General features: G+C 48.9%; 21 protein-coding genes and 1 riboswitch. Of the genes, 11 read left to right on the forward strand and 10 right to left on the reverse strand.

From position 1 onward, the window contains the following. Nucleotides 1-152: 152 nt before the first annotated feature. Nucleotides 153-255: riboswitch (SAM riboswitch) on the forward strand. 82 nt (nt 256-337) lie between these two features. From mtnK to KD909_RS01710, 5 genes are read left to right on the forward strand one after another with little or no spacing between them, the layout of a single operon-like run. After that, entirely contained in the window at nt 338-1,489 is a 1,152-nt protein-coding gene (gene mtnK, locus KD909_RS01690) for an S-methyl-5-thioribose kinase (protein WP_211782170.1), read from the forward strand. Beyond that, nucleotides 1,486-2,520: an S-methyl-5-thioribose-1-phosphate isomerase gene (mtnA, locus tag KD909_RS01695; RefSeq protein ID WP_211782171.1), complete on the forward strand. Its 1,035-nt coding sequence runs from the start codon at nt 1,486-1,488 to the stop codon at nt 2,518-2,520. The genes mtnK and mtnA overlap by 4 nt, the downstream gene beginning before the upstream one ends. Further along, nucleotides 2,513-3,592 (forward strand): sugar ABC transporter substrate-binding protein, encoded by a 1,080-nt coding sequence (locus KD909_RS01700; RefSeq protein ID WP_012727479.1) that lies wholly within the window; start codon nt 2,513-2,515, stop codon nt 3,590-3,592. Before mtnA ends, KD909_RS01700 begins: the two co-directional genes overlap by 8 nt. Then, complete coding sequence (locus KD909_RS01705; protein WP_211782172.1) at nt 3,592-4,965, forward strand: sugar ABC transporter ATP-binding protein; 1,374 nt, start codon at nt 3,592-3,594, stop codon at nt 4,963-4,965. The genes KD909_RS01700 and KD909_RS01705 overlap by 1 nt, the downstream gene beginning before the upstream one ends. Nucleotide 4,966: 1 nt before the next feature. Beyond that, a complete protein-coding gene (locus tag KD909_RS01710) occupies nt 4,967-5,968 on the forward strand; it encodes an ABC transporter permease (protein WP_012727477.1) in 1,002 nt (333 codons plus the stop codon). A gap of 15 nt (nt 5,969-5,983) precedes the next feature. On the opposite strand, the gene KD909_RS01715 is transcribed toward KD909_RS01710, so the two are convergent. Further along, nucleotides 5,984-6,463 (reverse strand): GNAT family N-acetyltransferase, encoded by a 480-nt coding sequence (locus tag KD909_RS01715; RefSeq protein WP_211782173.1) that lies wholly within the window; start codon nt 6,461-6,463, stop codon nt 5,984-5,986. A 75-nt stretch (nt 6,464-6,538) separates the two neighbouring features. On the opposite strand from KD909_RS01715, the gene KD909_RS01720 reads away from it, so the two are divergent. After that, entirely contained in the window at nt 6,539-6,919 is a 381-nt protein-coding gene (locus KD909_RS01720) for a VOC family protein (protein WP_031422087.1), read from the forward strand. A gap of 28 nt (nt 6,920-6,947) precedes the next feature. Here the strand turns inward: KD909_RS01720 and KD909_RS01725 are convergent, their stop codons facing one another. Continuing rightward, a complete protein-coding gene (locus KD909_RS01725) occupies nt 6,948-7,256 on the reverse strand; it encodes a winged helix-turn-helix transcriptional regulator (RefSeq protein ID WP_078147739.1) in 309 nt (102 codons plus the stop codon). Between the two features lie 118 nt (nt 7,257-7,374). Between KD909_RS01725 and KD909_RS01730 the strand changes: the two genes are divergently transcribed. The 3 genes from KD909_RS01730 to KD909_RS01740 are packed head-to-tail and all read left to right on the forward strand — an operon-like array spanning nt 7,375 to nt 9,963. Continuing rightward, nucleotides 7,375-7,866 carry a lactoylglutathione lyase family protein gene (locus KD909_RS01730; RefSeq protein ID WP_211782174.1) on the forward strand — a complete coding sequence of 164 codons (492 nt, stop codon included), beginning with the start codon at nt 7,375-7,377 and terminating at the stop codon, nt 7,864-7,866. Between the two features lie 2 nt (nt 7,867-7,868). Next, nucleotides 7,869-8,849 carry a zinc-binding dehydrogenase gene (locus KD909_RS01735; RefSeq protein WP_211782175.1) on the forward strand — a complete coding sequence of 327 codons (981 nt, stop codon included), beginning with the start codon at nt 7,869-7,871 and terminating at the stop codon, nt 8,847-8,849. Nucleotides 8,850-8,904: 55 nt separating this feature from the next. Next, nucleotides 8,905-9,963, forward strand: a complete 1,059-nt coding sequence (locus tag KD909_RS01740) for a threonine aldolase family protein (protein ID WP_211782176.1) — start codon at nt 8,905-8,907, stop codon at nt 9,961-9,963. Nucleotides 9,964-10,006: 43 nt separating this feature from the next. Here KD909_RS01740 and KD909_RS01745 read toward each other — a convergent pair whose 3' ends face one another. The 6 genes from KD909_RS01745 to KD909_RS01770 all read right to left on the reverse strand — a co-directional run bounded on the left by KD909_RS01745 (nt 10,007) and on the right by KD909_RS01770 (nt 15,305). Further along, entirely contained in the window at nt 10,007-10,507 is a 501-nt protein-coding gene (locus KD909_RS01745) for an SRPBCC family protein (RefSeq protein WP_211782177.1), read from the reverse strand. After that, the gene (locus KD909_RS01750; RefSeq protein ID WP_012727469.1) at nt 10,504-10,836 is read right to left on the reverse strand and encodes an ArsR/SmtB family transcription factor; all 333 of its coding nucleotides are present in this window, start codon (nt 10,834-10,836) and stop codon (nt 10,504-10,506) included. Before KD909_RS01750 ends, KD909_RS01745 begins: the two co-directional genes overlap by 4 nt. A gap of 62 nt (nt 10,837-10,898) precedes the next feature. After that, on the reverse strand, nt 10,899-13,190 hold the full coding sequence (gshAB, locus tag KD909_RS01755) for a bifunctional glutamate--cysteine ligase GshA/glutathione synthetase GshB (protein ID WP_211782178.1): 2,292 nt from the start codon (nt 13,188-13,190) through the stop codon (nt 10,899-10,901). Continuing rightward, the gene (locus KD909_RS01760) at nt 13,174-14,502 is read right to left on the reverse strand and encodes an MATE family efflux transporter (RefSeq protein ID WP_211782179.1); all 1,329 of its coding nucleotides are present in this window, start codon (nt 14,500-14,502) and stop codon (nt 13,174-13,176) included. The genes gshAB and KD909_RS01760 overlap by 17 nt, the downstream gene beginning before the upstream one ends. Nucleotides 14,503-14,631: 129 nt before the next feature. Next, the gene (locus KD909_RS01765) at nt 14,632-15,099 is read right to left on the reverse strand and encodes a hypothetical protein (protein WP_211782180.1); all 468 of its coding nucleotides are present in this window, start codon (nt 15,097-15,099) and stop codon (nt 14,632-14,634) included. Continuing rightward, entirely contained in the window at nt 15,096-15,305 is a 210-nt protein-coding gene (locus tag KD909_RS01770) for a helix-turn-helix transcriptional regulator (protein WP_012727465.1), read from the reverse strand. The genes KD909_RS01765 and KD909_RS01770 overlap by 4 nt, the downstream gene beginning before the upstream one ends. A gap of 119 nt (nt 15,306-15,424) precedes the next feature. Between KD909_RS01770 and KD909_RS01775 the strand changes: the two genes are divergently transcribed. After that, the gene (locus KD909_RS01775; RefSeq protein ID WP_211782181.1) at nt 15,425-16,357 is read left to right on the forward strand and encodes a ring-cleaving dioxygenase; all 933 of its coding nucleotides are present in this window, start codon (nt 15,425-15,427) and stop codon (nt 16,355-16,357) included. Nucleotides 16,358-16,379: 22 nt separating this feature from the next. Here KD909_RS01775 and KD909_RS01780 read toward each other — a convergent pair whose 3' ends face one another. Further along, entirely contained in the window at nt 16,380-16,820 is a 441-nt protein-coding gene (locus KD909_RS01780; protein WP_211782182.1) for an RrF2 family transcriptional regulator, read from the reverse strand. A gap of 186 nt (nt 16,821-17,006) precedes the next feature. On the opposite strand from KD909_RS01780, the gene KD909_RS01785 reads away from it, so the two are divergent. Further along, complete coding sequence (locus tag KD909_RS01785) at nt 17,007-18,107, forward strand: globin domain-containing protein (protein WP_012727462.1); 1,101 nt, start codon at nt 17,007-17,009, stop codon at nt 18,105-18,107. Between the two features lie 41 nt (nt 18,108-18,148). Here KD909_RS01785 and KD909_RS01790 read toward each other — a convergent pair whose 3' ends face one another. Beyond that, complete coding sequence (locus tag KD909_RS01790) at nt 18,149-18,706, reverse strand: hypothetical protein (RefSeq protein ID WP_211782183.1); 558 nt, start codon at nt 18,704-18,706, stop codon at nt 18,149-18,151. Between the last annotated feature and the right edge of the window lie 60 nt (nt 18,707-18,766).

The raw sequence follows: 18,766 nt of genomic DNA on the forward strand, positions 1-18,766 counted from the left end.
TCAATTCCTTTTTTTGAGAAAAAAAGTTTGAAAATAATGTTTCTATATATGCGTGTCAAAAATAGGGAGGCGACTGAAAATAGAGGATTGACAACTAGCGTGCATAGTCCGTAATATTCGTCTCAACACGTCAAACACAATTACATCATTTACTCTTATCGCGAGTTGGCAGAGGGAATTGGCCCTAAGACGCCGCAGCAACCGACCATTTGGCACGGTGCTACATCCACCAGACACATGTCTGAAAGATGAGAGGAACAACCAATTTGGGTGTGCCTCTTTCTCGCGGAGAAAGGGGCTTTTTTCATGCATAGAGTTAAGAAAGGGGAAAATCATCATGGCTTATAAGGCGTTTACAGAACAGAGTGTTGTCGAACACGTTCGACAGTTGGGGTTACTAGAAGAGGGGAATGCAGAATGTGAGGAGATTGGGGATGGCAATTTAAATCTCGTCTTTCGCATTCGTCAAGGAGAGACGTCGTTGATTGTGAAACAAGCGTTACCGTACGCAAAAGTTGTTGGAGAGAGCTGGCCGCTCACGCTTGACCGGTCGTGGATCGAACAACTGGCACTCCGTGAATTTTCTAAGGTCGTTCCTCAGTTCGTACCGGATGTACTCGGTAGCGACCGTGAACTTGCCTATACGATTTTGGAGGATCTGTCAGCGTTTGAGATTGTTAGGACTGGCTTCCTAAAAGGAGAGAGCTATCCGAATTTAGCCCGCCACGTCGGTACGTTTCTCGGTGAAACCCTGTTTGCGACGTCTGACTACGCGAACGGACCACTCGTGAAGAAACAAATCGAAAAAGAGTATTACAATCCAGAGCTATGCGATATCACGGAGAAACTGATCTTCACCGACCCGTATCGCGATGCAGATTCGAATCAAATCGAGCCAGTCCTGCGTCCGGATGTGGAGCAACTGTGGTCAGACCTCGCCTTGAAGATTGAAGTGACGAAATTGAAGGTTGGGTTCGTGACCAAACATGAAGCGTTGCTACATGGAGATTTACATACAGGAAGCATTTTTGCGACCCGACAGGAAACGAAAATCATCGATCCTGAGTTTGCCTTTTACGGTCCGTTCGGCTTTGACATCGGTCAAATCATTGCTCATTTGGTGTTCTCAACATATGCGCATCCGTTGAAACGATTCGAACGCTTCACAGAAGTGCTCACGGTCTGGGAGACGTTCGAAAAAACGTTCCGTACCCGCTTCACGCAGGCCACAGAGCCGTTCAACACGGTGGGATTCGTGGACGAACTGTTGCCATCGATTTTGAGTGACGCCATCGGCTACGCAGGCTGCGAATTGATTCGGCGGACTGTCGGTCTGGCTGGAGTCGCCGACTTAGAGACATTACCAGACGACCTTCGCATCGAACGGAAACGCCACGCCTTAGAGCTCGGTACGCGTCTCATCAAACAGCGCCATCAAATTCAATCGATCGATCAGCTGATCCCGGTCCTATCGGAGGTGCGTGTATGAGTGTACAAAGTATTCATTTTGATGCCGACACGGAAGTGTTGACGATTTTAGATCAGACGCTGTTGCCGCAAGAAGAGCGCTATGTCGAAGTGTTGACGCTCGAACAGGCCGAACAAGCGATCAAGTCGCTTCAAGTCCGGGGAGCGCCGGCCATCGCTTATTTCGGGGCGTTTGTCCTTGCGAAAGAAGCGTCACGTCTACAAGACAATCCATATTTTCATCTCCAATTGAATCAAGTCGGTCAACGGTTGATTGCGACAAGACCGACCGCGGTCAACTTACAGCATGTCATCGAATCGCTCCTTCGACTGAATGTGGGAGAGGACTTTGAACAGATTGCAAAAGCCATCAAGCAGCGCGCGATTGAAATCTATGAACAAGACGTGGCCACGTATCGCACGATTGGGGAGCATGCGCTCACCGTGTTGCCCGCTGGAGGGAACGTATTGACGATTTGTAACGCCGGTGCCATTGCGACGTCACGGTACGGTACCGCGCTCGCGCCGTTTTATGTCGGAAAAGAGCGAGGCATCCCGTTTCGTGTGTTCGCATCGGAAACGCGACCGCTGCTTCAAGGGGCACGGTTGACGGTATGGGAGCTCGACCGGGCGGACATCGACGTCACATTGATCACGGATAATATGGCGGCGTGGACGATCCAGACGAAACAAATCAATGCCATCATCGTCGGGGCGGACCGCATCACCCGTACCGGTCATACGGCCAACAAGATTGGAACACTCCAGCTTGCGATTTTGGCGAAGCATTACGGCATCCCATTCTATGTGGCAGCCCCGCATTCGACGTTCGATTTAGAGGCGGACGACACGATTCAAATCGAGGAACGGGACGCCCATGAAGTGACCCATATCGGAGGACATCCAACGGCACTCGTCGGCATCACCGTCTTCAATCCGGCGTTTGATGTGACCCCACCCGAACTGATCACCGGTCTGATCACAGAGACTGGTGTGCTCGAACCGACTGAGTCGGTCATTGTAGAACATGTAGGAGGAAACACATATGTCTAAAAAAATCATCTTCTTCCTGTTGACCGTCATCTTAGCGCTTGCCGGATGCACGAACGAACAGGCGCAACCGAAAACGACTACGACAACAAGTAAAACGGAAACGAAAACCGTCAACGTCTCAAATGAAACACTTCCGAAAGATTTAGAAGTCGCCCTCGTCATGCAGATGTCGATTGGGACATTCTCTTCGCAATATATCGAAGGGGTGACCGAGCAAGTCGAAGCGTTCGGTGGCAACGTGAAAGTGTATAACGCCGAAAATGATTTGTCGAAAATGGCGAGTTATGTCGATACGGCCACGACGCAAGGAGTCGATGTGATCTTGATTGACCACGGACGTGCCGATGCCTTGAAAGAACCTGTTCAACGGGCGCTCGACAAAGGCATCAAAGTCGTCGCATTCGATAACGATTTGACGAATGAAGGCGTGACGGTCATCGACCAAGATGATTATTCACTCGCATGGCGCTCGCTCAAAGCACTCGCGGAAGATTTGGACGGCGAAGGGAACATCGTCACGATTTGGGTCGGTGGGTTCACGCCGATGGAACGCCGTCATACGATTTATGATGCATTCTTGAAACGGTATCCGGGCATCCAGGAAGTCGCGAAGTTCGGTTCGGCGACGAACAACACGGCGCTCGATACGCAAAGCCAGATGGAGGCGATTTTGAAGAAGTATCCAGAAGGCGAAATCGATGCGGTGTTTGCGATGTGGGACGAGTTCGCTAAAGGGGCGAGCCGTGCCATCAAACAGGCAGGACGTGACGAGATTGCCGTTTACGGGATTGACTTGAGTGACGAAGACTTGCAACTCATGCAAGAAGAGGGGAGTCCGTGGAAAGTGACAGCTGCCACAGATCCAGCCGAAATCGGCCGCATTCAAGTCCGATACGCTTATCAAAAAGTGGTCGGGGAAGAGACGCCTTCCATTCATTCGGTCGACCCATATCTAGTGGACCGTGATGTCTTGCCGAATGAGCCTGTCACGATGGATGATCTTGGACAGTACGTGCCAGGTTGGGGCGAATCGAATGCGGCATGGTCGGATTGGATGAAGGAGACAGACTGATGATTCGCTTGGAACGAATCACGAAACAGTACGGTGACGTCACGGTGCTTGATCAACTGTCATTCAGTTTGAAGCCTGGAGACATTCATGGTCTCCTCGGTCTGAACGGGGCCGGTAAGAGTACCCTCATCAAACTGCTAAACGGAACGGTCGAACCGACGTCCGGCGAATTGTCCATTGATGGAAAATCAATCCGCCTCACACCAGCGGAAGCGATTCGTCAAGGCATCATCACCGTATCGCAAGAAGTGGATGATGCGCTCTATTTGGACTTGCCTGTATACGAAAATGTTCTCCCATGGCAGACAGTGAAGCGGATTCGCCCACAACTGTTGAAACAGCGGGCAAAAGACGTGCTATCCCGGGTCGGGTTAGAGATCGATCCAACGCGTCCGGCCGGTCACTACCCGCTCAGCGTAAAGCAACGTCTGCTTATCGCTCGGGCGCTTGAGAGCGATGCCAAATATTTACTCCTCGATGAACCGACCGCTGCCTTATCGGAAACGGATGCCGAAGCCTTACTGGAATTGTTACAGAAGCTTGCGACAGAAGGAGTCGGAATTGTATTGGTCACGCATCGTTCAAACGAGCTCACACGGGTCACGTCGACCTCTACGTTTCTTCGAGACGGACGTGTCGTGTACGATGGACCGTACCAATCGCTCTCTTCTGAAGCGGTGCAGACATTTTTGAGTGGGACGACATTTGATACGGCGTTAGAAAAGGCGGTGCCAGAAGACAAGATTTGTTTGTCCGCGCAGTTGACCCTTCCGGCGTTCCAATCCGAGATTTCGATTGAAGCGTATCGCGGAGAAGTGCTCGGGATTGGAGGATTGACGGGGAGTGGGAAGACGGAACTGATGGATGCTTTGTTCGGTCTTTCTGGGATTCGTCAATCCATCACAATCGATGGAAAAGAACATGTGATCAAAGAACCGACCGATGCCGTACGTGAAGGGTTTGCACTCGTTCCAGAGGAGAGACGTCGTCATGGATTATTTCTAGACGAGACGATTGAGCGGAACGTGATTGCTGTCGCAGGAAAGGCAACTCGCGTTTCGGACGTATTGGCATCGCTTCGCGTCCGCTATGCGAACGTGAAACAACCGGTAAGTGAGCTGAGTGGCGGAAATCAGCAGAAGGTCGTCTTCAGCAAATGGTTGCTCGATGACCGAGACATCTATCTGCTCGACGAACCGACAAAAGGAATCGATATCGCAGCGAAACAAGACGTGTATGAACGCGTCATCGCACTCGCGAAACAAGGGAAGACCGTATTGTTCACGTCAAGTGAGCGACATGAACTCGAACGGGTCGCCAATCGAATCGTTTGGCTCGACCGTGGACAAATTGTAGAGAAAGGAGGCGTGTAAGATGGCACAATTGGTGGTCAAGGAACGAAAACGAATCAGCGGTCATATCGGTCAGTATGGGACGTTACTCGCAATCCTTGGTTTGATTGCGGTCTTTACCGTGACGAACGATCAATTTCTGACATACGCAAACTTTAGTGACATCATCAAATCGGTTTCAATCGTTTCGCTACTTGCCCTCGGCGTCACGTTTTCGCTCATCGTCGGAGGATTCGACTTGTCGGTCGGCTCGACGGCGAGTCTTGCGACAATCGGGGCAGCGGCAAGTCTCGTCCTTCATCGACAAGAGCTTCTCGTCGCCCTGCTGATTCCACTTGCACTCGGGATTCTCGTCGGGCTGTTGAACGCGCTCGTCACAATCAAATTCCGATTACCGGATTTACTAGCGACACTCGCCATCATGTACGTCATTAACGGGATTCAGTTGACGTATACGAAAGGATTCTCGATTTATGACAACATGCCGATTGAAGGGGGGACGGCGCCAGGGCGTTTCATCCCATCATTTCTATTCATCGGTCAAGGGACGATCGGTCCGATTCCGTTCGTCGCCCTGCTCATGCTGGTGTTCTTTATCGGAGCGCATCTATTCTTGACTTATACGCGGACCGGGCGTGAATTTTATTACGTCGGGTCGAACGCCGAAGCGGCTCGTCGTTCCGGGATCGCCGTGAATCGCATCAAGTTGTACGCCTACGTACTCAGCGGATTGTTTGCAGCCATCGGCGGAATCATTCTTGCATCTCGGATTGGTACGGGACAAGTCTCGGCTGGAGCACCTCTTTTGATGGACGCTGTCGCGGCTGCCTACATCGGCTACGCCGTCTTTGGGACAGGGCGCCCGAACGTGATCGGGACATTGATTGGAGCTATTTTGATTGGAATTCTCTTGAACGGACTGACGATGTGGGACGTGCCGTATTATGCGCAAGACATCGTCAAAGGGACGATTTTAATTGGAGCGCTCGGTCTTTCTTATATTCAGAAGAAACAGCGGACATGACGAAACCCCCGGACATCAGTTGTTCGGGGGTTCGCTTTGTTCACGTGTCATTGAAAGAAACGGATACACACCACCATTCGTCTCCTGCATGAACGTGTCTTGTGGGATGAAACCTAGAGACTCGTATAATCGGATGGCCCGTTTGTTAAACGTGGCGACGGCAAGACGCACTGTGCGAGTCCCATATGTCGCCTCAATCCAATTTAGGATTGACGTGAGGAATCGATGTCCGTTGCCGCTCCCCGTCAAATCAGGGCGCATGCCGAGACCGATAGAAACAGCGTCTACTGATTCGAATTGCAACGTGACGAAACCGATGAGTTCGTCGTCAAGAATGGCGAACGTTGTATCACTTCGCTCATCTGCATCTAAAAATAAGGCGAGATCTTCTTCGTCGGCATCCATATTGTAAAACGCGTATTCGCCTTCATAGCGCCACTCGAAGGCGATCAATTCGGTTTGCTCTTGGGTGAGGGGTTGAAACGTATGGCTCATAAAAATTCCTCGTCTCTGATGGAATTGGTCATGCTACACTCAAATCGTATCATGAAAATAAGGGGAGGGAACATGATGGCAGTCAAATTGGACATGGTCGGGATCGTCGTGACGGATATGAAGCGGTCGCTCGATTTCTATCGGGCGCTCGGGTTTGAGATTCCAGAAGCGATGAACGGGGAAGCACATGTAGAGATTGACGAAGGAGGCGTGCGTCTCGCGTTCGATACGGTGGAAGTAGCCGAATCAGTATACGGGGAATGGAAACAGGCAGACGGGCATCGGATCGAGCTTGCCTTCTTATGCGAAAGCCGTGAGTCACTGGATGCTTTATATGACTCAATCCTTGAACAAGGTTATGCGTCACACAAAGCACCGTGGGATGCGTTTTGGGGTCAACGTTACGCCATCCTGTACGATGCGGATGGGAATTTGATTAGTCTGTTCGCCTCATAACAATAATCCCGGGCCATGTGGCTCGGGATTATTTTTTGTCGTGGCACTCTCCCCATGAACAAAGGGCATTCATGGCGGGTTGCAGTCCGAGGGCGTCTTCGGTCAATGAATATTCGACGTGCAGGTGCTTCTCGGTCGAGTAGTCGACACGGCGAACCATGCCGAGCTGCTCGAGCTCGCGCAATTGGTCGGTCAACACTTTTCGGCTGACGTCCGGAATCGCTCGTTGAATATCAGAAAAACGAAGCGGTCCATCTTGAAGCGTGCAGTACACTTGGGGGCGCCATTTGCCGCCGATAATCTCAAGTGCGCGGTTGACGGGGAACGATGTGGTCATGTTCAAGGAACCTCACTTTCGGGTAGTTACTTCAATGTGCGTACTTTTTTTCTTGCTTCAATGACAGTATCTTATCGTTATCCGCTAAATTGAGCAAACAAAAAGGAGTAGATGAAACATGACATATCCAAGAACGTTTTCACACATCGGTCTTTCTGTACCGAGCGTCGCTGAGGCCGTAAAATTTTATGAGGACGTGATGGGGTGGTATACCATCATGACACCATCAGACGTCGTCGAGGATGATTCGCCAATCGGTGTGATGTGTACCGACGTCTTCGGACCGGGCTGGGGCAAATTCCGAATCGCTCATATGTCAACGGGAGACGGAATCGGGATTGAGTTGTTCGAATTCCCGAACAACGAAACACCAGAAGACAACTTCGAGTTTTGGAAGACAGGGATCTTCCACTATTGTGTACAAGACCCTGATATCGAAGGACTTGTCGAGAAGATTGTCGCCCATGGCGGCAAACAACGGATGCCGATTCGCGAATACTACCCAGGCGAGAAACCGTATCGCATGGTGTACTGCGAAGACCCATTCGGTAACCTTGTTGAAATTTATTCACACTCATACGAACTCACATATTCGGAAGGAGCTTACTAAACATGAAAGCATGGCTACTCGACCAACCCGGTCTAGAACATCTGCATATTGGAGAAATCGACCGACCGACACCAGGAACGGGCGAACTGTTGATCCGTGTCGAAGCGGTCGCCTTAAACCCGGTCGACTATAAAGTCGGTTCAAACGGAAACCCGAACTGGGCATATCCACACATTCTCGGTGTCGACCTCGTCGGAGAAGTCGTCGAGGTCGGTTCGAGTATCGCCAACATCATTACGGGTTCACGTGTAGCCGTGCATACGGATCTGTCGAAATATGGAGGGTTTGCCGAGTACACGGTCGTCGTTGCTCGGGCGTGTGCGGTCGTTCCGCAAGGTGTAAGCGATGAGGCGGCGGCTTCGATCCTATGTGCCGGAATGACGGCTTATGAGGCGGTCATGCAGAAGCTGAACACGCGGGATAAGGAGACGATTCTCGTACACGCCGGAGCGGGCGGTGTCGGTGGCTTTGCGATTCAGCTCGCAAAACGCCTCGGTCTGAAGGTATTCACGACGGCATCTCCGGAGAATTTTGAGTGGGTAGAATCACTCGGGGCGGACGTAGTGATTGATTATAACATCGAAGACGTGACGGTACGAATCATGGAAGAAACGGATGGACGTGGTGTCGACCTGATTTTGAATACAGTCGGACGAGACGTTGCGACAGCAGACCTAGATCGTCTCGCATTCAGCGGACACCTCGCCTATATCGCCGGGCCACCAGACATGACGAACATGAAAGGCTTCACGTTATCTCCTTCGATTCACGAAGTGGCACTCGGAGCGGCACATGCGAGCGAGGACGAACATGCGATTCGCAACTTGGCGTATATGGCCGAAGAGATGATGAACTTACTCGATGCCGGTGAACTGAACGATCTCGTCACAGAAGTGTTGTCGTTCGACCAGTTAAAAGAAGGTCTCGAAAAACTACAAACGCGGAAAGTACGCGGTAAACTCATCGTCCGAATTCGCGACTGAGTAGAGGGCTCCCTGTTATACTGACAGGGAGTTTATTTGTCGAGGAGGGGAATAAATGGAGCGATTGTTAGATACGTATCGTCAGACAGCTGTTCAGTTGAGCGGTCACGGCAAACGGGAAATCGGGGTGTTGAAACGCGCGTTTGAACAGGTGCGTGACGATGAGCCGAGTGACCAGTATGGACAGGGGGAAACGATTCGCCAGTTTGAAGAGAAGATGGCACAAGTTCTTGGGAAAGAGTCAGCGGTATTCTTTCCGAGCGGCACGATGGCGCAACAAATCGCACTACGCATTTGGTGTGAAGAGACAGAGAAGAACACGGTCGCGTATCATCCACTCTGCCACCTTGAAATCCATGAACAGGACGGCTTGAAAGAGTTGCATCAGATCGAACCGATTTTAGTCGGGGACGAAAATCGGTTGATGACGCTCGAAGAGATTCAAGCGTTACCGGACATCGCGTGTCTGTTGCTCGAACTGCCACAACGAGAAATCGGCGGGGAATTGCCGACCTTCGAGGAACTTGTGGCGATTCATGAACACTGTCGTGAGAAAGGGATTCATCTACATCTGGATGGTGCACGACTGTTCGAATCGCTTCCGTATTATGAAAAAGAGGCATCTGAGATTTGTGCGCTCTTTGATAGCGTATACGTCTCGTTTTATAAAGGAATCGGTGGCATTGCCGGTGCCATCCTTGCTGGACCGAAGGCATTTTGTGCCACGTCGAAAGTATGGAAGCGACGCTACGGTGGTGACTTGATCAGCTTATATCCATACATCATGTCCGCGGATTATTATTATGAGCTACGAAAAGACAAGATGGCCGAGTATCGAAACGAGGCTGTCCGCTTGGCAGCGCGCTTCAATGAACTCGATGGCGTGTGGACGACTCCACGCATCCCGGTCACGAATATGTTCCATCTTCATTTTCAAGGGGAGAAGGAAGAAATTGGTGAGAAAATTGCGCGCATCCAAGAAGAAACAGGAGTAGGCATTACGGGGTATCTTGTTGAAAAAGACGGACACTGTTCAACCGAAGTAAGCATCGGAGATACGTTTGAACGGATTACGCGAGAACAGCTTGATAGATTGTTTCGGCAGTTCAGATGAATCAAAACATGCACCATTCCTTTTCGGGAACGGTGCATGTTTTTTACTGGCTTACAATCGCTTCGAGACGATCGAGTTGGGAAGTGAACCCTTCGACAGCGCCCATTTCGACGACTTGTTGGAGAGCCTCTTCATTCGGGAATTCGGAGCGACTAATGAATAACGTGCCTTCCGATGTATCGAGAAATTCATTTGTGATCGTCATGACAGGCAAGTCCGGATTGACGTGTCCGTCCGCATCCGAGAATGCATCCGTATAGACGATTCGGGAGTATGGATCGATGTCGATAAAGGTTGATTTGCCCCATGATTCCATACTATAAAAGTCACCTTGTTCTTTGTCGACACAAGTCATGCAATAATGCCAAATCCCCCCCGGTTTGAAGTCGAAGCTGTATACTTTCGTCTCCCATCCGGACGGTCCCCACCATTTCTCTAAATGTGCAGGTGTCGAGAATGCTTCAAATACAAGTTGGCGTGGTGCCTTGAACAGACGTTCCATAATCAATGTCGTGCCCTCTACATGTGATTTGACCGTACTCATGATCCATTCTCCTCTCGCTGTGACTCCGCTAAAAACGTCTCCAATCGATCGAGTCGCTCTGTTTCCCGGGCCATATAGGTCCGCCAAGCATCTAACGGTTCGAGTGCTTGAGACTTGAGTGCATAACGTCTTCGATTGGCATCAATGGTTACTGTGACGAGACCTGCATCATACAGAATTCGCAAGTGCTTCGATGCCTGCGGTTGACTGATCCCAAGCTGATTTGCCATCATTACGACCGTCCACTCTTGTTTCCGTAACAATTCGATCATCCGCAACCGGTTCGGGTCGGCTAACGCTTGAAACAAAGAAGCCAATCTCTCTTCCATTTTTCGTCACCGTCCTCTTATTTGGAATATTCCCAATTAGGAATATTCCGAAACAGGAATACTCAATATTTAAACAATAAATCAAGTAGCATCTCACCAATCGGTCGTTCTTTTCCCTCATAAGGAAAAGCGTGGATATGGATGGCGGGATTAAAATTCAATTCGATGATACCGTATTCGATTTGCGCATGATCGAGAGAGGGAATCATCATATCGACACCACAGATGGTTGCCCCGACTGACTTAGCGGCATCGACAGCAACACGCTTATAGATGTCAGAAATTTGATCCGTATAGTCGATACTATCTCCGCCGGTACTGATATTAGAGTTTTCGCGCAAGAAGACACGCTCATCGAGAGCGGGAATACTATCGGGTGTCTTACCTTGAGCACGTAAAAATGAGATGACGACCTCGTCGATTTCGATTTTCTCGAGTGGTGTCTTGTATCCTTTCCCACGCAACGGGTCTTCATTTTTTGTCGCAACGAGTTGACGAATGGAAGAGATGCCATCTCCAGTGACGTTCGCCGGGACACGATGGAGGATGCCCGCGACATCATCCCCGATGACGAGGAAGCGATATTCTTTTCCGGGTAAGAATGTCTCAAGTAAAACGACATCATCAAACGTTTTCGCATACTGAAATGCAGACAGTGCTTCCTCATACGTCGCTCCGTCTTTAAAAATGTGAATACCGACTCCGAAGTTTGTAGACTTCGGCTTTAAGACGATGGGTTGTTTTGAAAATGAACGCCATGCCTGAGATAAATCCGATTCCTCTTGAAGTTCTACCCCTTCAGGGACACGAATGCCATGCTCTGCGAGTACAAACTTTGTCACCGTTTTATTCTCCATCATTAAGACGGAAACATAATTGTCTTTTGATGTTTTCGTTGCCTGTTTGACGTATTCTTCGTGTTTGCCGTTTCGAATCCGAATGAACTGGTCAGAACGATCGATGACATCGACACGATAACCACGTTTAATTGCGGATTTCATTAAGATTTGAGTAGACAGTTCCAGGTCGGCATAACCGTGAATGCGAAAACGATTTGCATAGGCGTCCTCATAAAAGTGTTCTGCTTGGGCGAGGGACCATGCGTGATAACCTGTCTCGATCATAATCGTCTTTAATCGGGAAGCGTACGTCCTGTCCACGTGATCAATTTTTTCGCGTACAGCGGGAAAGACATCTTCGAAGCCGAGGTCATAGTGTGTGTTGAACGAATCGATGGCGTCGAGAAGTTCTGTCGCGTACGTGTGTAAAGGTATGGCGTAACCATCTCGAGTCAATATGCTTGCGGGAGACATGCCTTCTTTGGCGACACGTTGTTGATTATTGTACGCTTCAGCTTGCCAATCGACATGAGATGTCTCCTCAGTAAAGGTCAAGTACAACAAAAACAGATGAAGGAACCGTAAATCTGAACGAGCAATTCCGGTCTTTTCAAACGGATTCAAATCGATGTTGCGAATTTCAATGTAATCGATACCGTGTGCCTCGAGTTGACTTAAGTCGTTACCACCTTTCGATGTTTTCAATCGGATGGGGGAGTAGAGTTCGTTCGGATTGGCAATCTCGCCTTTGGCAATGAACCATCTTACATCATCTATATAACTAGAGAGTGTCGCATAATTTGGATAAAGTGGTTCAACATTCGTGTACCCACAGTCGCTATTCCGATATGACAATGCTTGTTTATTTGAAAAAGTGTCTACATGGAGCGCTTGCATCTGGCTGACACATCGTTCTTCATAACTCGCATGTACGGCGGGGGTAGCACCGAGCAAATAGACGATGAGCCAACGCATTCGTAAATATTGACGAACTAACTTCAAATATAGGTGATCTTTGAAGTGTCGATATTGTTCAGGGGATCCTTCGTATAATGCGGATAACATCTCATCGGAAAATGAAAAGTTGAAATGGATTCCAGAAATGAGTTGTTTTTTCGCACCATATTTTTGGAGCAGATGCTCACGATAACGACTAGCCTCTAGTCCGGACACACCAAAATCAGCGAGTGGAATCGTACCACCTTCCGGCAAGGCACATGGCATCGATTGTGGCCAAAGGCGTTCATCGCCTATGTTTAGCGCCGTGATGTCGTATAACGTTTCTAAAAAATGATGTGCCGCCTCAATCGTCGGAAACGTTGGAGTGACGAGCTCAATTTGACTTTCAGAAAAGTCGGTCGTGATGTATGGATGTGTCGCTTTATGACCGAGTGCTTTTGGATGCTTCGTAACAGCTAGTGTGCCTTCTGACGTGACTCGTAACATTTCTCGCTCGATGGCAAATTTTCCACTTGTGATGAGATGGTGGGGTAGTTGATTAAACTGCTTCTGCAAGGGAAATCACTTCCTTTTTCGTTAGTCGGACAAAGAGGGCAGAGACAAGCCCTTTTGTGATACTTGAGATGGCGATACTCCACCAGATGGCATCGATTCCGAGATAAGGCTCAAGAAAAAATGCGAGCGGGATACGGGCCACTGTGAAAATAATCGAGATGGTCGCGGGGATTTTCGGTAATCCGAGTCCTGAGAAGTATCCGTTTCCGATCATTTCAATCGATGAGAAGACGAGCGAAATGCCGATAATTCGCAAGTAGCTCGCCCCAATTTCAATGGTTCGAACGTCATCGACGAATAGACCAATGAGTAAATCTGGGACGAATAAAAAGAACAACATAATGAATCCTGTGTAAACCATCCCGAGTCGGGTCGTTACCCGGTAACCTTCATAAACACGATCTACTTTTCGTGCCCCGAGGTTTTGACCGGTATAGCTAGCCATTGCTCCGTTCAAGCCACCAATCATCATGTAGGCAATCGATTCGATTTGAAGTCCTATGCGCTGTGCCGCAATCGCTTCCGTCCCGTATGAGCCAATCATGCGGGCAAGAAAAATACTGATTACCGTGAACAAAATCCGTTGGGTTGCCATCGGAAAACCAAGACGGATGATTTCTTTATAGTCAGCTCGAGTCGGCTGAACGACTTCATCCCAATTGAATAATGTACGAGCACGGTGCCAAAACAATCCGAACATCATGACGTTGGCGACAAGTGTTGCAAGGGCAGCCCCGATCACACCGAGTTGGAATGGATAAATGAAAATCGGGGAGAGAATCATATTGAGGATGACACCTGTCGCATTGATTCGCATCGCTGTTGTCGTATTGCCATATGCACTGAATAGACGAGCAAACAGCAAATTAAAGAAAGAAAAGATGAGCATCGGCGCGCTGACGAACAAATATTCATACGCAACCTGCTCCACAGCGGGGGCACCCATATTCAAAAAGCCGATGAGGGTATGACCGAACACAATTAGTAGTGAGGCGTACGAAAGACCGAGTGTTAGATTCAGACGCCTGCTGGCCCGGACATGACGCTGAACCGAATTGAGGTCACGTCTCCCGACAGCTTGTGATACTTTGATGCCGGCGCCAACGACAATCAACGATTGAATCGCCTGTCCGAGCATGATATAAAAACTAGCCGCACCGATACTTGACACAGCATCGCTCCCGAGCGCACCGACCCAAAACATGTCGACGAGACTATACGTAAATTGTAATAACGAGCTACCGACGAGCGGAAGGGCAAGAGCCAGAATGACGCGTTGCACGTTTCCAATCGTCAAATCGACGGTTTTCACAAAGCAAGACTCCTTACAATCTTTATATAACGATTTAGTTATATATAAGCATGGTGTAATAGAATTGGCAATCATGATAGCCGAATCGATGAAAAATGGACACAAAAAAAGGAATCCGTGATGAATTCCTTAATGTCGATAGCCGCGAATCCAGGTCGTCATATAAACGAGTGTCGCGATGACCAATGTAGAAGCAAGGGCGTATATTGGATAGGCAGGGAGCGTCTCTTCAAATAACGGATAGAACATGAACGATCCCATAAGGATTGGGACTGAAATGCCGAACGAGACGTAGGCAGCTTTTGTCGCTTTCGCTGTGATGATTTGTTCACGCTCATCGACCTCACTGAACTCTGTCATCCGGACGGACCATTGGGCAAAGCTCAACTGTTTATTCGGCCGGGTGTTAAACGAATAGACTGTCCAAACGATGCCAAAAACAACGAGTAATAGTAGTGGGAGTAGATTAAATTCAACTAAGAATCGGTCAGACTCGATGACTGTTTTCGACATATCAGATAAAAACGAACTGAATAGAAAAGCCATCAGGACATACAAGATGATACTTGAAATAGATTGAATGACGACATGTTTCATTGTGATTCCTCCTCGATTGTGAATATAGATTCGACCGGTTCCTCAAACACCCGTGCGATGTGCATCGCCAGCATGAGCGACGGCGTGTAACTGCCTTTCTCGAGCGAGATGATCGTCTGTCTCGTCACACCAACTTTTTCGGCCAGGTCACCTTGGGTTAACTGGTGCCGTGCACGCAGTTCTTTCACGCGGTTGATCAATGGCATCGTGCCACCTCATTTCTAGTTTCTACCACTAGTGTAAAACAAACTTTACATAATGTAAAGAGGACTTTACTCATTTGGGGATGATACAATAACGATATAGTCGAAAGGGGAGATGAGGGATGAAGGTGATTAGTGGACAACATCACGTGTCAGCGATGACCGGGGATGCTAAGAAGAACTTGCGATTCTACACGGAAATACTAGGGATGCGGCTCGTCAAAAAGACGGTTAACCAGGATGACCCATCGATGTATCACTTGTTCTATGCAGACGAGATGGGTACGCCTGGAACCGATTTGACGTTCTTTGAGTTACCGTTTCTCGGACAGACGTATCGAGGGTCAAGCAGTATTTCCCGGACAGCACTCAGGGTGCCGGATGGGGCGCTCGCGTACTGGCAGGAGCGTTTTGACGCGTTCGATGTATCTTACGGAGAAATCGAGTCGGTTTTAGGAAGGGCGACCCTTTCGTTCGAAGATCATGAGGGTCAACGTCTCTGTCTTGTAGAAGGAGGGAGCGGGACACCTTGGAGCAAAGGTCCAGTGCCAACGGACCTCGGTATCTTCGGTCTCGGATTCAGTGAATGGACAGTACGGCGGATTGACAAGACGGCACGGGTGCTAACAGAAGTGCTTGGCTATCGATATGTAACGACATTTGAACGGGATGGACATGACGTGCGTGTCTTTGAGACGGGCGAGGGTGGTGTGGCAACAGAGATTCATCTCGTCAATCGGCCGGATTTGCCATCGGAACGACCAGGGCGAGGGAGTGTGCATCATGTGGCGATTCGAGTGGAAGAAACAGACGATATGACGCAGTGGATCGAGAAGCTTGACGCACATGGAATCAGCCACTCTGGTCTTATTGACCGTTACTATTTTCAGTCGATTTACTTCCGCGAACCGAGCGGAATCTTAGTGGAACTGGCAACAGATGAACCGGGATTTGCGACGGATGAATCGCTTGAGACACTCGGAGAACGATTAGCCTTGCCTCCGTTTCTTGAGTCAAAGCGAGCAGAAATCGAATCAAAACTAAAGGCTTTGTAAGCGGAAAACCCGACGGACCATTTCAGTCCGTCGGGTTTTGTACGCCTAATAACATGGCGAGTTCGTTCGTTCGGTTGACGACGAGATCCGCAATCGTGTAACGATCGAGTACATGAAGAAACGCCAACATGGCTTCATTCAAAACACCTCGTAAATCACAGGCAGGTGTGATGACGCATCGGCCTTCCCCGAAGCATTCCACAAGTTCGAACGGTTCCATCGTCCGAACGACTTCCCCTACATTGATGTCATCCATCGGTCGTGCGAGTCGAAAGCCGCCGCCTCGACCACGCACCGATTCCAAATAACCATGTTTCCCAAGCTCATATACAACCTTCATGACATGGTTTTTGGAGATGTTATATTGGTCTGCCACTTCTTGAATCGTGACGAGCCGATGTGAAAACGTAGCGCTATACATCAACGTTCGCAGTGCGTAGTCACATGTTTGCGTGAGTCTCATCCATCATCACCTCTCGTTTCATTGTACAAGACAATCCAAAAAAGTGCGATTCGAACAAATGTGAAAGGGTGATGGCGAAAATAAGTCAGAAACGTGAAATCTACTTTAAACAAGTATTTAATATATTGCTTTAAAGTGACTTGACTCACATAATGAACGTGTACAAAACAAAAGGGGGAAATTCACATGTTAGATCAACAAACGATTGAGATTGTAAAGGCGACGGCACCAGTTTTGAAAGAAAATGGTGTGACGATCACGAAGCATTTTTATCAACGAATGTTTGAACAAAATCCAGAAGTTCGTCACTTCTTCAACCATACGAACCAAAAGCGAGGACGTCAGCCGGAAGCACTCGCGAACGCGGTCTATGCGGCTGCGCTTCATATCGACCGACTCGAAGCGATTCTTCCTGCCATCCAACCAGCACTTCATAAACATAAAAGTTTGAACATCCGCCCGGAGCATTATCCGATCGTTGGTGAGAACTTGCTTGCGGCGATTCAAGACGTACTCGGTGAAGCTGCAACACCTGACATCATCGATGCATGGGCAAAAGCTTACGGTGTGATTGCCGATGTCTTCATCTCACTCGAGAAAAAAATGTATGATGACGCGCCATGGGTCGGATTCAAACCGTTCGTCATCGAAGAAATCATAGTAGATACACCTGAAGTGAAACGATTCCGTCTCGTCGCGAAAGATGGAGTTATTGGCACAGCCATCCCAGGACAATATGTCTCGGTTCAAGCGCGCATTGCAGGAGAGGACATCCTACATCATCGTCAATATAGTGTCATCGAGACGACAGAGGACGGCTACTGGATTGCGCCGAAAGCGGAGGGACTCGTCTCAAACTGGCTTCATGAGCAGACGGTCGGAACAGAAGTCCCGATGAGCGCACCAGCAGGAGAATTCATCCTTGAAACGTCTGAACGTCCGCTCACACTCATCGCGGGAGGAATCGGGATTACGCCACTCTTCAACATGGCGAAGACGGCACTCGAACAAGGACGTCCTGTCACGTTATTGCACGCGGTTCGGAGTATGGACCTTCGTCCACTCGGAGACGAACTCGATGAACTCGTGAAGGAAGGGCTTCATCTGCTCACACATGCAGATGACGTATCGGGTTGCATGAATAAGTCACACCTTGAGGAACTTGATGTGGAAGGGCATGATGTTTATACGTGCGGACCGAATGCGATGATGGAAACGGTCGTTCGCGCTATTCCACAGGCACGATATGAATTTTTCGGACCGTCTGGAGTTCTTGCGACCAACTAAAAAAGACGACTGGAAAAAGTCGTCTTGATGCACAATATAGGTTATTCCGTAAGTTTACTTGAATGTATGACTTGTTTGTTGGCATCCAATGTTTCAAGTGACCACGAACCATCTGACGGTTGTGTTGTTTCAATGACATATGTCATGGTGTAGCTTTCAATTTCGGGATCGTTTACAAGAAAATCTTTTGAGACATCGTCACCGTTTAACCGTAAATAGACGACATCTTCCGGTCGCTCTTTAAGGTGAACACCGATGTACTCCATGTCTTCAACTCGAAGGATAACGAAATCAAAAGGCTGATTCGGCTCTGTTTGTTTCGTGACAGACCCTAAGTTCCCTGTTTCGACATCAATCTCAGCTAGACCGATGACGGAGCGGTCTTCATTTGTGTAAAAAGAGAGAACGGACTGTTCCATATTATGAATTTCAAACGTATACCAATTGTTCGTCGTCATATAACGATTCATTTCTTTTTCGGCATTTTCGTATGAGTCACCAGCCTGAATGTTAGTGTAGGTGTAAAGTCCGACACCGATTGCGATGGCTACGATGATGAGACCGGAAACGATTGTGAGTAAGATGATTCGCTTCGACATGATTGTTCCTCCTGACTTTTATAAATACGAACACCCCATGCTTCGCAAATGCGTGCATGG

The sequence above is a fragment of the Exiguobacterium sp. PFWT01 genome (assembly GCF_018255795.1).
In the GTDB taxonomy this organism is placed as follows: domain Bacteria; phylum Bacillota; class Bacilli; order Exiguobacteriales; family Exiguobacteriaceae; genus Exiguobacterium.

What these genes read in the sequence shown, in the direction of transcription:
- KD909_RS01725 (WP_078147739.1), bottom strand. Translation starts at nt 7,256, where the DNA reads ATGACCACATCGTTCCCCGTCAACCGCGCACTTGAGATTATCGGCGGC.
- KD909_RS01745 (WP_211782177.1), bottom strand. Translation starts at nt 10,507, where the DNA reads ATGAGTACGGTCAAATCACATGTAGAGGGCACGACATTGATTATGGAA.
- KD909_RS01770 (WP_012727465.1), bottom strand. Translation starts at nt 15,305, where the DNA reads ATGCCATTGATCAACCGCGTGAAAGAACTGCGTGCACGGCACCAGTTA.
- mtnA (WP_211782171.1), top strand. Translation starts at nt 1,486, where the DNA reads ATGAGTGTACAAAGTATTCATTTTGATGCCGACACGGAAGTGTTGACG.
- KD909_RS01790 (WP_211782183.1), bottom strand. Translation starts at nt 18,706, where the DNA reads ATGTCGAAGCGAATCATCTTACTCACAATCGTTTCCGGTCTCATCATC.
- mtnK (WP_211782170.1), top strand. Translation starts at nt 338, where the DNA reads ATGGCTTATAAGGCGTTTACAGAACAGAGTGTTGTCGAACACGTTCGA.
- KD909_RS01785 (WP_012727462.1), top strand. Translation starts at nt 17,007, where the DNA reads ATGTTAGATCAACAAACGATTGAGATTGTAAAGGCGACGGCACCAGTT.
- KD909_RS01750 (WP_012727469.1), bottom strand. Translation starts at nt 10,836, where the DNA reads ATGGAAGAGAGATTGGCTTCTTTGTTTCAAGCGTTAGCCGACCCGAAC.
- KD909_RS01735 (WP_211782175.1), top strand. Translation starts at nt 7,869, where the DNA reads ATGAAAGCATGGCTACTCGACCAACCCGGTCTAGAACATCTGCATATT.
- KD909_RS01705 (WP_211782172.1), top strand. Translation starts at nt 3,592, where the DNA reads ATGATTCGCTTGGAACGAATCACGAAACAGTACGGTGACGTCACGGTG.
- KD909_RS01715 (WP_211782173.1), bottom strand. Translation starts at nt 6,463, where the DNA reads ATGAGCCATACGTTTCAACCCCTCACCCAAGAGCAAACCGAATTGATC.
- KD909_RS01765 (WP_211782180.1), bottom strand. Translation starts at nt 15,099, where the DNA reads ATGAAACATGTCGTCATTCAATCTATTTCAAGTATCATCTTGTATGTC.
- KD909_RS01730 (WP_211782174.1), top strand. Translation starts at nt 7,375, where the DNA reads ATGACATATCCAAGAACGTTTTCACACATCGGTCTTTCTGTACCGAGC.
- KD909_RS01740 (WP_211782176.1), top strand. Translation starts at nt 8,905, where the DNA reads ATGGAGCGATTGTTAGATACGTATCGTCAGACAGCTGTTCAGTTGAGC.
- KD909_RS01775 (WP_211782181.1), top strand. Translation starts at nt 15,425, where the DNA reads ATGAAGGTGATTAGTGGACAACATCACGTGTCAGCGATGACCGGGGAT.
- KD909_RS01780 (WP_211782182.1), bottom strand. Translation starts at nt 16,820, where the DNA reads ATGAGACTCACGCAAACATGTGACTACGCACTGCGAACGTTGATGTAT.
- KD909_RS01720 (WP_031422087.1), top strand. Translation starts at nt 6,539, where the DNA reads ATGGCAGTCAAATTGGACATGGTCGGGATCGTCGTGACGGATATGAAG.
- KD909_RS01710 (WP_012727477.1), top strand. Translation starts at nt 4,967, where the DNA reads ATGGCACAATTGGTGGTCAAGGAACGAAAACGAATCAGCGGTCATATC.
- KD909_RS01700 (WP_012727479.1), top strand. Translation starts at nt 2,513, where the DNA reads ATGTCTAAAAAAATCATCTTCTTCCTGTTGACCGTCATCTTAGCGCTT.